Annotated in this window: 12 protein-coding genes; 2 read left to right on the forward strand and 10 right to left on the reverse strand. The window is 63.4% G+C overall.

All coding sequences use genetic code 11. The annotated features are described in order from the left end of the window. Positions 1–191: 191 nt before the first annotated feature. Both AC07FD_RS32835 and glmM read right to left on the reverse strand, forming a co-directional pair. The gene (locus tag AC07FD_RS32835; RefSeq protein ID WP_478353227.1) at positions 192–1,019 is read right to left on the reverse strand and encodes an outer membrane protein; all 828 of its coding nucleotides are present in this window, start codon (positions 1,017–1,019) and stop codon (positions 192–194) included. Positions 1,020–1,294: 275 nt separating this feature from the next. Further along, complete coding sequence (glmM, locus tag AC07FD_RS32840) at positions 1,295–2,647, reverse strand: phosphoglucosamine mutase (RefSeq protein ID WP_184872352.1); 1,353 nt, start codon at positions 2,645–2,647, stop codon at positions 1,295–1,297. A gap of 368 nt (positions 2,648–3,015) precedes the next feature. Between glmM and AC07FD_RS32845 the strand changes: the two genes are divergently transcribed. Beyond that, positions 3,016–3,855, forward strand: a complete 840-nt coding sequence (locus tag AC07FD_RS32845; protein ID WP_478353228.1) for a hypothetical protein — start codon at positions 3,016–3,018, stop codon at positions 3,853–3,855. Between the two features lie 75 nt (positions 3,856–3,930). Here the strand turns inward: AC07FD_RS32845 and AC07FD_RS32850 are convergent, their stop codons facing one another. Together AC07FD_RS32850 and AC07FD_RS32855 are read right to left on the reverse strand one after the other, a co-directional pair. Further along, complete coding sequence (locus AC07FD_RS32850; RefSeq protein WP_478353229.1) at positions 3,931–4,842, reverse strand: NAD(P)-dependent oxidoreductase; 912 nt, start codon at positions 4,840–4,842, stop codon at positions 3,931–3,933. Beyond that, entirely contained in the window at positions 4,839–5,603 is a 765-nt protein-coding gene (locus tag AC07FD_RS32855; RefSeq protein ID WP_478353230.1) for an SDR family oxidoreductase, read from the reverse strand. The genes AC07FD_RS32850 and AC07FD_RS32855 overlap by 4 nt, the downstream gene beginning before the upstream one ends. A gap of 184 nt (positions 5,604–5,787) precedes the next feature. Here AC07FD_RS32855 and AC07FD_RS32860 point away from each other — a divergent pair, with 184 nt between their 5' ends. Then, complete coding sequence (locus AC07FD_RS32860) at positions 5,788–6,063, forward strand: winged helix-turn-helix transcriptional regulator (protein ID WP_478353231.1); 276 nt, start codon at positions 5,788–5,790, stop codon at positions 6,061–6,063. Between the two features lie 163 nt (positions 6,064–6,226). Here AC07FD_RS32860 and ftsH read toward each other — a convergent pair whose 3' ends face one another. From ftsH to AC07FD_RS32890, 6 genes are all read right to left on the reverse strand, one after another. Next, the gene (gene ftsH, locus AC07FD_RS32865; protein ID WP_095089505.1) at positions 6,227–8,155 is read right to left on the reverse strand and encodes an ATP-dependent zinc metalloprotease FtsH; all 1,929 of its coding nucleotides are present in this window, start codon (positions 8,153–8,155) and stop codon (positions 6,227–6,229) included. 124 nt (positions 8,156–8,279) lie between these two features. Next, on the reverse strand, positions 8,280–9,653 hold the full coding sequence (gene tilS / locus AC07FD_RS32870) for a tRNA lysidine(34) synthetase TilS (RefSeq protein WP_478353232.1): 1,374 nt from the start codon (positions 9,651–9,653) through the stop codon (positions 8,280–8,282). A gap of 58 nt (positions 9,654–9,711) precedes the next feature. After that, a complete protein-coding gene (gene ybgF, locus AC07FD_RS32875; protein ID WP_478353233.1) occupies positions 9,712–10,785 on the reverse strand; it encodes a tol-pal system protein YbgF in 1,074 nt (357 codons plus the stop codon). A gap of 224 nt (positions 10,786–11,009) precedes the next feature. Beyond that, complete coding sequence (pal, locus tag AC07FD_RS32880; protein WP_095089511.1) at positions 11,010–11,516, reverse strand: peptidoglycan-associated lipoprotein Pal; 507 nt, start codon at positions 11,514–11,516, stop codon at positions 11,010–11,012. A gap of 254 nt (positions 11,517–11,770) precedes the next feature. After that, positions 11,771–13,054 (reverse strand): Tol-Pal system beta propeller repeat protein TolB, encoded by a 1,284-nt coding sequence (tolB, locus tag AC07FD_RS32885; protein WP_245331229.1) that lies wholly within the window; start codon positions 13,052–13,054, stop codon positions 11,771–11,773. 66 nt (positions 13,055–13,120) lie between these two features. Beyond that, positions 13,121–14,278, reverse strand: coding sequence for a TonB family protein (locus AC07FD_RS32890; protein ID WP_095089515.1), 1,158 nt, complete (start codon positions 14,276–14,278; stop codon positions 13,121–13,123). Between the last annotated feature and the right edge of the window lie 4 nt (positions 14,279–14,282).

Genomic DNA, 14,282 nt, shown 5'->3' on the forward strand with positions numbered 1-14,282 from the left:
CTTTCTGACCCGTTCGGCGCCAATGTCATAAGACAAGCAATTCCAGGAAAAGTGTGAAACGGTTTCCGTCCGGAATTGCGTCAAAACAAAGAGATAGAGCGGTTCGGCGTTTCCATGAAACGCAGAACCGCTCAAACGAAAACCGCCCGGTCGATGCCGGGCGGTTCGCGAACTTGCAAGGAATGCAAGCGTTACTTGGTGTAGACCGGCTCGGGTTCGGGCTGATAGGCAACCACCGGCGCGGCGCAACCGTTGTTGCCGCCGAACTGATAGCGCAGGCCACCGCGCACCTCGTGGGTGTTGATGCCGCCATCGAAGCCAGGGCCGGCGCTGCTCGCATCGAAGTCGAACATCCGGCCGCCCTGGATATGGCTGAAGCGGTAGCCCGCATCCAAAATCACCTTGTCGGTCAGGCAGTAAGAAGCACCCGCCATTAGAGCATAGGCGAAACGCCAGCTGGACGCTCCGGGGTTGAACTCGGTGGTGTTCGGATCCCGGAGATCGTCCCATTTGACCCGCGCGCCGCCGATGCCGGCGCCGACATAAGGCGTAATGCCGTCATAAGTGCCGAGATCGGCGTAGGCATTGGCAAGCAGCAGCAGGGCGCTCATGTTCGACACCTCGGTCGATGTCGAGAGGGCATCCGAGGTTCCGCCGTCGAAGTCCGACTTGAACCAGTAGTCGGCGGTCAGATCCGTACGGAAGTAGTCGTTGACCCTGTACCCGACACCGGCGCCAAGTGAGAAACCACCCTTGAGCTCGCCGAAATCGAAACTCCTGCTGCCAGGCGTGACCGAGCAGTTGCAGGGATCGAGGGTGTAGGTCGTATAGTCGATGCCGCGCACGTCCGACTTGTGATAGTCGAGGTCGCCACGAATATACCAGCCGCCGATTTCGGCCGGCTGCTCGTAAACCGGCGGCGGAGCCTGTTCGACCGCCGGGAGGTCGGCTGCGAAAACCGGTCCGGTCAGCCCCGCGAACAGCGCAGCGAGCAGGGCCTTTCTTGCTGTATTGAACATGCTTGTCACCCCTAGGAAGTTCGGAACGGCGATCGTGTCCGAAATGCGATTGCTTTCAGTCGTGGATAATGAATTGCAAAGGTTAAAAGGCGTTTAACCCTGTTGCTTAACCACGAATCTCTACACTTCGAGGAATCAGGGCGCGATTTTCGAGACCGGGAGCGACTGCTGGCCAACAAAAAGCCCGCCAGAAGGGCGGGCCTTTTTGCGGGTGGATATGCTGAGGCGCGACGCCTGCGTGGGCGCTGGGCGACGCCCTTTGGGCGCGCTGGGGATCAGGCGGCGCTGCGTGTTTCCGAGATGACTTCGACGATGTCGTTGACGACCGCCTCGACCAGTTGCGGGTCGTCGCCCTCGGCCATGACGCGGATCAGCGGCTCGGTGCCGGATGGCCGGATGACCAGCCGCCCGGCCTTGCCCAGGCGGTGACGGGCGTCCTCGATGGCTGCCTTGACGGGCGCTTCCTCGAGCGGCTTGCCGCCGGAAATATGGACGTTCTTTAGAAGCTGCGGCACCGGTTCGAATTTCTTCGACAGCTCGCTGACCGGCCGACCCTGCCGTTTGATGCAGGCCAGCACCTGCAGCGCCGAAACGAGGCCGTCGCCGGTGGTCGAGAAATCCGACAGCACGATATGGCCCGACTGTTCGCCGCCGACATTGAGCCCATGCGCGCGCATATGCTCCACGACATAGCGGTCGCCGACCTTGGTGCGGTGCAATTGCAGCTTCATGTCGCCGAGGAAACGTTCGAGCCCGAGATTGGACATGACCGTCGACACGACGCCGCCGCCGGCAAGCCGCCCGCTCTGGTGCCAGGATTCCGCGATCAGCGCCATGATCTGATCGCCATCGACGATCGCCCCGTTCTCATCGACAATGACCACACGGTCGGCATCGCCGTCGAGCGCGATGCCGATGTCGGCGCGCACTTCGTGCACTTTCTTCTGCAGACCCGCGGGATGGGTCGAACCGCATTCCTTGTTGATGTTGAAGCCGTTGGGTTCGACATTGATGGCGACGACTTCGGCACCCAGTTCCCACAGTGCCTCGGGCGCCACCTTGTAGGCGGCGCCATTGGCGCAGTCGACGACGATCCTGAGGCCCGAAAGCGACATCGAGCGCGGCAAGGTGCGTTTGGCGAATTCGATGTAGCGGTCATGCACGCCATCGACGCGCTTGGCTCGGCCAAGCCCGTCTGAATCGGCGAGCGTCAGTTCGATGTCCTTGTCGAGCATGCCCTCGATGCGCTCTTCGATCTCGTCGGAGAGCTTGTAGCCGTCAGGGCCGAACAGCTTGATGCCGTTGTCGTAATAGGGATTGTGCGAGGCCGAGATCATGACGCCGATATCGGCGCGCAGCGAACGCACCAGCATGGCGACGGCTGGCGTCGGGATCGGGCCGAGAAGGAACACGTCCATGCCGGCGGCGCACAGGCCGGACACCATCGCATTCTCGATCATGTAGCCCGAAAGCCTGGTATCCTTGCCGAGCACGACGCGATGACGATGACTGCCGCGCTGGAACGAGAGGCCGGCGGCCATGCCGACCCGCATCGCGATTTCAGCGGTCATCGGAAACTTGTTGGCGCGCCCGCGAATGCCGTCCGTGCCGAAATAATTCCCTGCCATGCTTACCAGATTCCTCGACAGTTCTTTGCCGGCACGTCATGCCACAATTGGCCAGGGCGCCATGATCACATTGTGTGATTGTATGTTACCAATCCTTAGAAAATCATTGTTGTGCACTGCACACAACATGACTGCAACCCAATTGCTGAGACTGCCACGCTGCAATATACCAGTCATGCGAGCATTTCAGCGCGGATGCACCTGGAAAAATCTTGCTCGCAATCCAGCAACAGGCAACAATTTCATCACCTTGTCGGGAGGAGCCAGCTTTGGGCGGTATATACGCCACTTAGCATCTGGCGCAACCGACCGTTGAGCGTTATTGATTTGCAGGGACGTACCATGGGCTGCTGCAACGGAGAAACGCTATGCTCATCCACCGACTTGCCACTTTGACCGGCCTCGCCGTCGCGACCTTGTTCCTGGCTTCGCCAGCCAACGCGCTGACGATGGCCGAGTGCAGCACGAAGTATAACGCCGCCAAGGACGCGGGGACACTCGCCGGGGCGACCTGGAACCAGTTCCGAAAGGCGCAGTGCGGCACCGATGCCGCCGCGACCACCGATACCAAGCCAGCTGACACCAAGAAGGCAGCTGAAACGAAGCCGGCCAAGGCAGCCAAGACGACCACCGCCGCGGCAACAGACAGCACCGCCAAGGGTCTGACGGCTAAGGAATGCAGCGCCAAGTACAAGGCGGCGAAGGCTGCCGGCACCCTGAACGGCATGAAGTGGAACGACTTCCGCAAGGCCGAATGCGCCGCCGGCGCGTCTGCCGCCGCCGACACCAAGCCGGCAACCACCAAGGCTGCCGCGGCTCCTGCCGACAGCAAGGGCCTGACCATGGCCGAATGCAGCACCAAGTATCAGGCTGCCAAGACGGCCAATACGCTGAAAGGCATGAAGTGGAACGACTTCCGCAAGACCGAATGCGGTGCCGCCGCGTCGGATGACGACACGGTGCCGGCTCCGAGCGAGGCAAACTACACCAAAGAGCCGGCAAAGCCGACGACGGCTGCGCCGAAGGGCGTCACTTTCCCGTCGGCGATCTCGCCGAAATACGCCAGCGAGACCCCCGGAAAGGGCCGCATGCATACCTGTCTCGACCAGTACTATGCCCTCAAGGACGCCAACGCGCTTGGCGGCCTCAAGTGGATCCAGAAGGGCGGCGGCTTCTACAGCCTGTGCAACGCCAAACTGAAGACCTGAGCGCCACATAGCTCGACAAACACAAAGGCCCGCGAGGCGTCAGCTTCGCGGGCCTTTTGTTACGTTCAAACAGTCTCAATCGACCTCTTTCGCTGACCGCAGAAGCTCGACCAGGCTGGTGAGATCGGCGTTAGCCTTGCCGGCCGCTACGCCGCGCTTCATCAGGCTTTGCATCGGCAGTATGAGTTCGGTGCCGATGCCCGCCGCCTTGCTGGCATCGATCAGATTGACATAGGCCTCGGCCTGCATGCCGAGATTGGAGGCGACATTCCTGGTGTGGTCGCCGGCGTCGATCTGCTCGGCCCATTTCGGCAACCCACCTTGCATCGCTTGCAGCCATGACATCAGCAGCGGCATGAATTCGCCGGCTGGAATTCCCGCCGATCCCGTCAGCGCCAGCGCCTGCATCACACCCCCGAACAGGCCATACATGCCCGCCAGCAGCGCGATATCGTGAAGCGGCGCCAGGCCGGCATCCTCGCCCAGATATTTTCTGGTGCCGAGCGCATCGAGTTGTTCCGAGTGCATGTCGAACCCCTGCTTGGAGCCGCTGTAGAGGACCAGGGCGTGCCGCCCGCCGATCATCGGGGGCACCGCCATGATGCCGCCATCGACATAGTTGGCGCCGTGCGTGACGGCCCACTGCGACATCGCCCGCGCCTGCTCGGGCGTGCCGTTGGTGAGATTGACCAGTGTGCGGCCAGACAGCGCTTCCCGCGCGGGAGCAAGGGCCTCGTGGACCGTGTCGTAGACGAGAAGACACACCACGATCACCGGGCTCGATCTGACGGCGTCCTCGACGCTGGCAGCCACGATGGCACCCTTGGCCGCCAAAGCCTGCGCCTTTGCCGGAGAACGGTTCCACACGGTCACCAATTGGCCTTTGTCGAGGAACGCCCCGGTGAGGGCAGTGCCCATGGCGCCAAGGCCGATTACAGTTATATCACTCATCTTGTGTCTCTCCGTGGTTCGGGTTTGGAAGGTCAAGCCGGCAAGGGGCTCAGGTCCTGGCCAAGGCCGCCATCGACGGTCAGCCGCGCGCCTGTGGTGAAGGTTGCGTCGAAAGCCAGGAACAGCACCGCATGCGCCACCTCATCGATGGTGCCGTGACGCTTCATCGGCGTGACCGCGTCGCCGATCGCCATGAAGGCCGCCCGCTCCTCGGCGGAAGCGCTCGCCACGCCCATTGTCGGCGTATCGATGAAGCCGGGGCTGACCACATTCACGCGGATCCGGCGCGGCAGGAGCTCGGCGGCGAGAACCTTGGCGAAAGCGCGAAGTGCTGCCTTCGACCCGGAATAGACGCTCATTCCGCCGTTACCGGATTCATCGGCGATCGATGAGGTGAAGACGATGGCACCACCATCCTTGATGAGCGGCAGCAGGCGCTGTGCGGTGAAGAAGGCGCCTTTCGTGTTGACGCTGAAGATGCGGTCGTAGCTGTCCGCGGTGACCCGCTCCACCGGCTCGAGATAGGCAACCCCGGCATTGATGTGGAGGAAGTCGATCTGGCCGAGCTTCTGGCCCACTTCGGCCCCTAGCGTGACGATATCGGCCATGTCGCCGATGTCCGACTGCACGACATGGGCGCGCGAAAACAACTTCGTGCGGGCGGCTTCGATGTTGCGGTGATCGCGGCCGGTGACCAGCACTTCGGCGCCGCCTTCGACCAGCGCCTCCGCCACGGCACGCCCCATGCCGTGCGTTCCGCCGATCACCACGGCCTTCTTGTTTGCGTATCGTGTCATGATCCATCCCTTTCGCCAAAATTCGACCACCGACGGCCTTTGCAGGCCGAAGCAAGGTACCGATATGTTGTTGTGCTGTTCGCCGGTGCCGGCGATCTGCTTTGAAGTTATGGACCGGCTTGGTTTTTCTCAAGTACCGACAAAAATGTAAGCCACCCACCGATTGCTCAGAATTGGATGAAATATGGGAAAGAAACAGCCAGATAGTTGCGGATTGGGACCGGCGCTGGAGGTGATCGGCGGCAAATGGAAAGCTTTGCTGCTCTGGCAGATCCACAAGGCGCCGGCGCGCTTCGGTGAACTGAAGCGGCTGGTGCCCGACATCAGTGAAAAGATGTTGATCCAGCAGCTACGCGAAATGGAGGCCGACGGCATCGTTCACCGCGAGGTCTTCCCCGAAGTTCCGCCTGGGTCGAATACTCGATCACCGAATTCGGTATCGAGCTGGACAATGCCCTGATCCCGCTCGCCAGATGGGGCAAGCAGCATGCCGGCCGGTCCGACGGGCAACGCCCCGGCAAAGCAAGCGTGCTCGCACCGCACGGCCTGTGACCAACGCCGAATAGCAAAACGCCGCGGGTTGAAGCCGCGGCGTTTTGTTTCTCTGAAATGAGTGGCCCCTGTCAGCTTGACGGCTGCGGTTCCATGCCGCCTTCGGGCTCCGGCCCCTTCTTGCGGCGGCCGCCGGACTTCGGCACCGCCGAGCCACGGCTTGGCGGTGTGTCGTCGCCGAGGTCGCGCGAAGGCTTCTGTCCGGCGATCAACTGCTTGATCTCTTCGCCCGACAGCGTCTCGTATTCGAGCAGCCCTTCCGCCAGTGCGATCCATTCCTTCTTCTTCTTGGTCAGGATGGATTTTGCCGTTGAATAGGCCTCGTCGATCAGGCGGCGCACTTCGGCGTCGATGATCTGCGCGGTCTCTTCCGAGACGTTCTGCGTGCGCGCCACCGAATGACCGAGGAACACTTCTTCCTGGTTGTCACCATAGGCGACGTGACCGAGCTTGTCGGAAAAGCCCCAGCGCGTGACCATGGCGCGCGCCAGCTTGGTCGCCTGCTCGATGTCCGAGGAGGCGCCCGAGGTGATGTTTTCCTTGCCGAACTTGAACTCCTCGGCGACACGGCCGCCCATCATGATGGCGAGGCGCGAGATCATGTATTTGTAGCTCATCGAGTAGCGGTCGCCTTCCGGCAACTGCATGACCATGCCGAGCGCCCGGCCACGCGGGATGATGGTGGCCTTGTGCAGCGGATCGGCCGACGGCACGTTGAGCGCCAGGATGGCGTGGCCGGCCTCGTGATAGGCGGTCAGCGCCTTCTCGGCCTGGGTCATCGCCGACGAGCGACGCTCGGCGCCCATCATGATCTTGTCCTTGGCGTCCTCGAACTCGGCCATAGTCACCAGGCGCTTGTTGCGCCGCGCGGCCATCAGCGCCGATTCGTTGACGAGGTTCATCAGGTCAGCACCGGAGAAGCCCGGCGTGCCGCGAGCGACGACCTTGAGGTCGACATTGGGTGCCAGTGGCACGTTGCGCACATGCACCTTGAGGATCTTCTCGCGGCCGACGATGTCGGGGTTCGGCACCACCACCTGGCGGTCGAAGCGGCCTGGCCGCAGCAGCGCCGGGTCAAGCACGTCGGGCCGGTTGGTGGCAGCGATCAGGATGATGCTTTCGTTGGACTCGAAGCCGTCCATCTCGACCAGCAGCTGGTTCAGCGTCTGCTCGCGCTCGTCATTACCGCCGCCGAGACCGGCGCCGCGATGGCGGCCGACGGCATCGATTTCGTCGATGAAGATGATGCAGGGCGCGTTCTTCTTGGCCTGGTCGAACATGTCGCGGACGCGGCTGGCGCCGACGCCGACGAACATCTCGACGAAGTCCGAACCGGAGATGGTGAAGAACGGCACATTGGCTTCGCCGGCAACCGAGCGGGCGAGCAGCGTCTTGCCGGTTCCCGGAGGACCGACAAGCAGCACGCCGCGCGGGATCTTGCCGCCGAGCCGCTGGAACTTCTGCGGATCGCGCAGGAACTCGACGATCTCTTCCAGATCTTCCTTGGCTTCATCGACGCCGGCAACGTCCTGGAAGGTGACGCGGCCATGCGCCTCGGTCAAAAGCTTGGCCTTCGACTTGCCGAAGCCCATGGCTCGTCCGGAGCCGGACTGCATCTGGCGCATGAAGAATATCCAGACGCCGAGGATGAGGATCATCGGCAGCCACGAGATCAGATAGCCGAACAGCGAATTGGAACCGTCGCTCTCAGGCCGCGCATTGATGGTGACGTTCTTGTCCTGGAGCCGCGAGACCAGCGACGGATCGCCGGGCGAATAGGTCTGGAAGCCGCTGGCATTGTCGGTGTAGGTGCCGGTGATGCGAGCGCCCGCAATGGTCACCGTCTTGACCCGGCCGGCCGCGACGTCCTGCAGGAACTGCGAATAAGGCACATCGCTGGAAGCCCCTCGCGTCTGCGGCGTCTGGAACAGATTGAACAGGGCGATGAGCAAGACCGCTATGATCGCCCAGAGCGCGAGGTTGCGATAGTTCGGATTCATCAATTGTCCCGTTGGCGTCCGCGCGTCGGACACACGTCATGAGAGGAAACTTGCGCCTAACATAGGGAGAGCGCCTCCCCTTGCCAAGCAGAACAGCAGGTCTGGGTTAAGCTTTCGCCCAACATCAACCGGCACTGTGGCCACGGAAAGGCAAGGCGGGAAGCGGGGCCGCGCCAATCAGCCCTGCGACAGCCCGCGCCGGCGCCAGGTCGAAGGACGGCAGGAAGCGGGCAAAGGGGGCAACGGCCGGCCGTGCCTCGACCAGAGCAGGCGCCCGGATGCTCCCCGGCAAACCAAGGCATTCACCGGCTTGCCATAGCGCCGGCTCGGCGGCGAGCGCGGCGCGCATCAGGCTTGCTGGGGCTTCCCCCTCGCCGATCGCCGCACGCATCGCTGCTGTCCCGAACGGGGCCATCAACAATGCGCCGCTGCTGTCGTTCAATGTGATGCGCCGGCGGCCATCCCAGAGGGTGCCCTTGGCGACTGCGGAGGCGGGCGGCAGGCCGCGCGCCTCGCGGCGCAGGAAGATGCCGGCGCGCCGGGAATCGACCACCGTCCGCGACAATGTGGCGCAAAGAAATCCGGCCTTCAGCCGGCCAAACAGCGCCTCGCTGCGGGCCTGGTCCGGCAGAAAGGCAATCCCGCCGGTCGTGGCCAGCAGCAGGCGCAGTGCGTAGACGGCCGCATGCTCCTCCCCGGCGGTCAGAAAGCCAGGATCAAGACGAATGAGCCCGGCCGCCGGCTGGGTCGCGAAACAGCGGATCAGGTCCGCGGCAACCAGGCCGAGCTGCCGGCGCGCGCTGCCTTCATGCGCGGCCAGCGCCAGCGCATCGTCGATGCGCTGCACGCCGTCGCCGTCGGCGAGCGTAGCGCGCAGGCGCGGCCGCTCGAAAGCCTCGTCGACATTGGTCGGGTCGTCGGCCCAGTCGACATGTTGACGCCGCAGGACGTCGCGCAACGCCGCGCGCCGCGTGCCGAGAAGCGGCCGCACGATCCAGCTGCGCCAGTCATACAAGGTGGCCGGCGCCATGCCGGCAAGCCCGCGGCCCGCCGTGTCGGCATGGCTCCCGCCCTCATCACGGACCTGCCGCATCAATACCGTTTCCGCTTGGTCGTCGGCGGTATGGCCGGTCAGGATCAGGCCGATGCCTTGCGCCAGTGCCGCCTCGGCCAGCAGCCGGTAACGCGCTTCCCGGGCCGCGGCGGGCAGACCGGTCGATGGCTTGGGGCCGGACCATGTCAGGATGCGATGCGCAATGGCGTGCTTGGCGCACAGCCTCGCCATCCCCTGCGCGTCCGCTGCCGAACCGGGCCGCAAATCGTGGTCGATCGTCACTGCCAGCAGCTTCGTTGCCGGCGCAGTGCGGTCGAGATGGTGTTTGAGAAGGAGGAGCAGGGCGGTCGAGTCGCTGCCGCCGGACACGGCCGCAACGGCGCCGCTGGTAAAATCGATATGCGAAAAAAGGCTCTTCGAGAGGTCAGGCTCGATATCGAGCATCAATGCATGTCGCCCAAAGAAGGTCCCTGTTTCGGGGCAACGACATGCACGGAAAGGATCAGCACGCCGCCAGCGCCTTTTCCTGCTTGACGCGTTCCTTGAGCGCACCGGAGATGTCGGGGTAGCGCTTGCCGATCTCGCTGAAGGTGGCGCAGGCCACGTCATGCTGCTTGAGGCCGACCAGCGACACGCCGAGCTTCAGCAACATGTCGGGAGCTTTCTTGGCCTTGGGATAGTCCTTGCTGGCGGAAAGGAAAGTCTCGGCCGCGTCGCGATATTTCTGCTGGCCGAGCAAAGACTCGCCAAGCCAGTAATGCGCATCCGCCGCCTTCGCATCCTTGGGGAAGCGGGAGATATGATCGCGAAAACCCTGCTCGGCGGTGCTGTAGTCGCCCGAGAGGATGAACTGATAGGAGTTGCGGTAGAGTTCCTCGGGGTCGTTGGTGGCGGGCAATGCCGCCACCACCGTGCCGTCGGACTTGCCGGCCTTGGCCGGAGCGCCGCTCGCTGGCGCGGTGTCCTGCACCGGCGCGGTCGCCTGGGTGCTGCCGCCGGCATCGATGACATTGCCGTTCTTGTCGACGGTGATGGTGCCGAAAGTCTTTTCCGGCGCTCCCGTTCCTGGAATCACCTTGCCGGGGTCGCCATTGGGCGATTCGACGATGACCTCCTGGCCGGCGGCGGGCGCGGTGCCCGCATCGGCCGGCGCCTGCGTTGCCGGTGCCGCTGCCACATCGGTGTTGCTATCCGTAGTGGTGGTGGCGTCCGATTTCTTCTGTGCCGGCGGCTGCCCGCCTTGCGTGCCGCCTTCAAGCTGCTGGAAGCGGAACTCGTTGTCTTCCTGCTGCTTGCGGATCTGCTCCTGCATCTGCAGGACCTGGAAATTGAGTTCCTCGATCTTGCCGTTCATCTGCCGCAGCTGCTCTTCCAGCCCGGTCACGGCGGTACCGTCGGACTGCACCAGCTGAACCTGATCCGGTTTCTTCTTCTGGCCGAAAATGCCGGGCAATTCGATGCTGGGCAGATGGAAGGAAAAGCCGCTGTCGGTCGATTGCCCTGTGCCCGCCAGGGCGGTGACGCCTGATAGGAGCAACAGCGCAAGGGTGCCGCTTAGAACCGATCTCAAATGCATGTGCCTCTCGCCGTGATTTCGTTAGCTCGTTCGCGCCTTCCAATCAGAGTGGGACCAGCCAAGCGCCCTCGGCTCATAGCAGGAGCCGAGACTTCGGCCAAATTTTGTTTCGGGCATCCGGATATGAAAAAGGCGGCCCTGGGGCCGCCTTTCGCAAGGGTGTGTGGCATTTTTGCCGCTAGACCGTCGCGCCTCCTTGACGCTCCGGTCGGCAGCACGACGGCTCAGGAACCCGCGCCGCTGAGCGTGGTGACCGCACGCCGGTTCTGCGACCAGCAGGAGATGTCGTCGCACACCGCGACCGGACGCTCCTTGCCGTAGGAAATCGTCTTCAGGCGGCTCGCCGAAACGCCCTTGGCGACGAGGAAGTCGCGGGTGGCGGCGGCGCGGCGGGCGCCGAGCGCCAGATTGTACTCGCGCGTGCCGCGTTCATCGGCATGGCCTTCGATGACGATGGCATACTGCTTGTACTGGTTCAGCCACTGCGCCTGGCGCGAAAGCGTCGTCTGCGCATCGGCACGGATCGAGGTCGAGTCCGTATCGAAGAAGATGCGGTCGCCGATGTTGACGGTAAAGTCCTTCGCCGAGCCGGGCGTTGCCGCGCCGGCGCCGTTGAGGCCAAGGTCGGCGGCATTGTTAGGCGTCTTCTTCGAGGCGCAACCGGCGATGGCGAGCATCGCCACCAGCGCGATCATGACCGGGTTTCTGGTAAGTGCTGCGATACGGCCCATGCCGCCTCTCCTTCGCGTTTCGAGTGATTTCGTTGATCACCCAGTAACCACGTTTGGGTTAACCGGCATTCAAGAAACACGGTTAAAATCTGGTTTAGACTGCCCGTCCGCAGCCGTTTGGCAAAGCCACATTTCGCGCGGACCGTAGGCGTAAATGCGGCCAAAACGCGACCGTGACGTGAAAAGAGGCCCTGTTGGGCCTCTTTCAGCAGTGCCGCGCGGGATGCTGGAGCAAGGCATGCTCAAGCCCAGCTTTATTCCAGCAACGGCGACCAAGCCGGGTCCGAAGCAAAATTCGTCGTCGGGATCGACTGTTCATTGCGGCCGGTGAGGTCGACCGAGACCAGCTTCGGTCCGCCGGCGGAATCCCGGAAGAACATCAGCACGCGGCCGTTCGGCGCCCAGGTCGGCCCTTCCTGCTGGAAACCGGACGACAGGATCCGCTCGCCCGAGCCATCGGTCTTCATGACGCCGATCTGGAATTCGCCGCCTGTCTGTTTGGTGAAGGCGATGAGATCGCCGCGCGGAGACCACACCGGCGTCGAGTAGACGCCGTCGCCGAAGGAGATGCGGTTCTGGCCCGAGCCATCGGCGCCCATCACATAGATCTGGGCGCGCCCGCCACGATCGGAGGTGAACACCACCTGGCTGCCGTCGGGCGAATAGGACGGCGACGTGTCGATGGCGGTCGAATTGGTCAGCCGTGTCGTCGAACGGCTCCGCAAGTCCATGGCGAAGATATTGGAATTGCCGTCGTCGCGCAGCAGGCTCATGATCACCTTCTGGCCGTCGGGCGAAAAGCGGGGCGCAAAGGTCATGCCGGGAAAATTGCCGACCAGTTCGCGCTGGCCGGTCTCGATCTGCAGCAGGTAGACCCGCGGCTGACCGCTTTCATAGGACATGTAGGTGATTTCCTGCCGGTTCGGCGAGAAGCGCGGCGTCAGCACGATCGACTTGCCGTCAGAGAGATAGCGGACGTTGGCGCCGTCCTGATCCATGATGGCGAGGCGCTTCTTGCGCGCGTTCTTGGCGCCGGATTCGTCGATGAAGACGACGCGGGTGTCGAAATACCCCTTCTCACCGGTCAGCCTCTCGTAGATTGCGTCGGCGATGATGTGGGCGACACGCCTCGTATTGGCGTCGTTGGCAAAGAACTGCTCGCCCGACATCTGCTGGCCCGCAAAGGTGTCCCACAGCCGGTACTGGGCGCGAATGCGCCCGTCAGCCTCCTTGCCGACGCTGCCGGTGACCAGCGCCTGCGCATTGATCACTTTCCAGTCGTCGAAGCGCGGTGCTGCATCCGGATTGGAGATCTTCTCGATGAAGGCACTCTTGTCGATCGGCGCGAACAGTCCCGAGCGCTTCAGATCGGCGGTGACGATCTCGGAGATCTGGGCGCCAAGCGCGTCGCCGCCCTGGAAATCGGTGATGGCGATCGGCAGCGGTTCGACATTGCCCTTGTTGACGTTGAGCTCGACGAGCGCCAGGGCCGGCAACGTGCCGGCAGCAGTCATGCCCATCGCCATAGCTGCGATCATCAGGAGCGGCTTGAGGATTGATTTCATGTCTTCTCGCTTCTCGTACTGATTTTCGGATACTCGGGCCTACAGGCCCAGCATCTCCCTTGGATCGAAGGTGACGCGGACGTCGGCCCAGATGTCCTGCTTGCCTGCGGGGACCTGCAGGCCGGTGACATCGCATTTTTGCACGGCGCGAACGGCACTTTCGTCGAACTGGCGGTTTCCGCTCGACTTTTCGACATTCGGGCGGCCATCCAGCTTGCCGGAGGCGTCCAGGTTGAAGCGGACGACGACGACGAAGTTTTCCGAACCTTCAAGGCCAACCGGAAGGGTCCAGCAGCCGCCGAGCTGGCTCTCAAGGGCGCCCATTTCCGATTTCGACAACTTCTGGCCCTGGTCCTTGTCGCCGCCGAGCGAGGCCTGCTGGGTCGAGCGCTTGGCGCCGCCGCCGGACGGCTTCTGCTTGTCGAGGAGAGCCGAGATTTCGTCGGCGTTGAACTGCTTGTCTTCGGACTTCGGCTTCGACGAGGCTTCCTTGACCGGCTTGTCGGCATCCTTGCGTTCCGGCGCCTTGGCGCTTTCGGCCTGCGCCGGCTGCGGCTTCGGCCGCGCTTCCGGCGCGGGCGCCGAATTCGGCAGTTGCGTCTCTTCGGTGGGCGGATCCTTGGCTATGGCTTCGGCGACAGCGTCAGGCTTGACCTCGGGCGTCGGATCGATGGCCGCGGTCTTGTCCTGCGGCGGCGGGGTCGGCGCCGGCTTGGCCGGCGTCGGCTTGGGGTCCGCCTGCTTGACCGGCTCGGGCTTCACCTCTTCCTTGGGTGTCGGCGCAGGCGCCACTTCCGTTGCTGGAATGGGCTTCGGCTTTTCCTGCGGCTTGGGCACGTCCTCGGGCTTCGGCTTTTCGATCGGGGTCGGCGCCGGCGGCGGAGCCGATGTCATGTCGACCGGCTTCGGCTTGGCTTCCGGCGTTACCGGCTTGTCGGTGTCGACGCTGTTCTCGCCGACCTTCTGCGATACCGGCACGATATCCGGGCGCTGGGTCGGCACAGGGGCCGGCTTTTCATGCATCACGGCCTTCTTGTCGCCCTGCAACGTCTGCGCGATGGCTTCCATCGGCACGATGTCGACCGCGACCGACTCGACATCGGCGGACGGGAGTGCGGCCGGCGCCGACAGCGTGAACAGGCCGAAGGCCAGCACCGCCGTATGCAAGATCACCGATGTGGTGAGGCCGGTCTTCATCTCG

This window comes from Mesorhizobium waitakense (assembly GCF_056431085.1).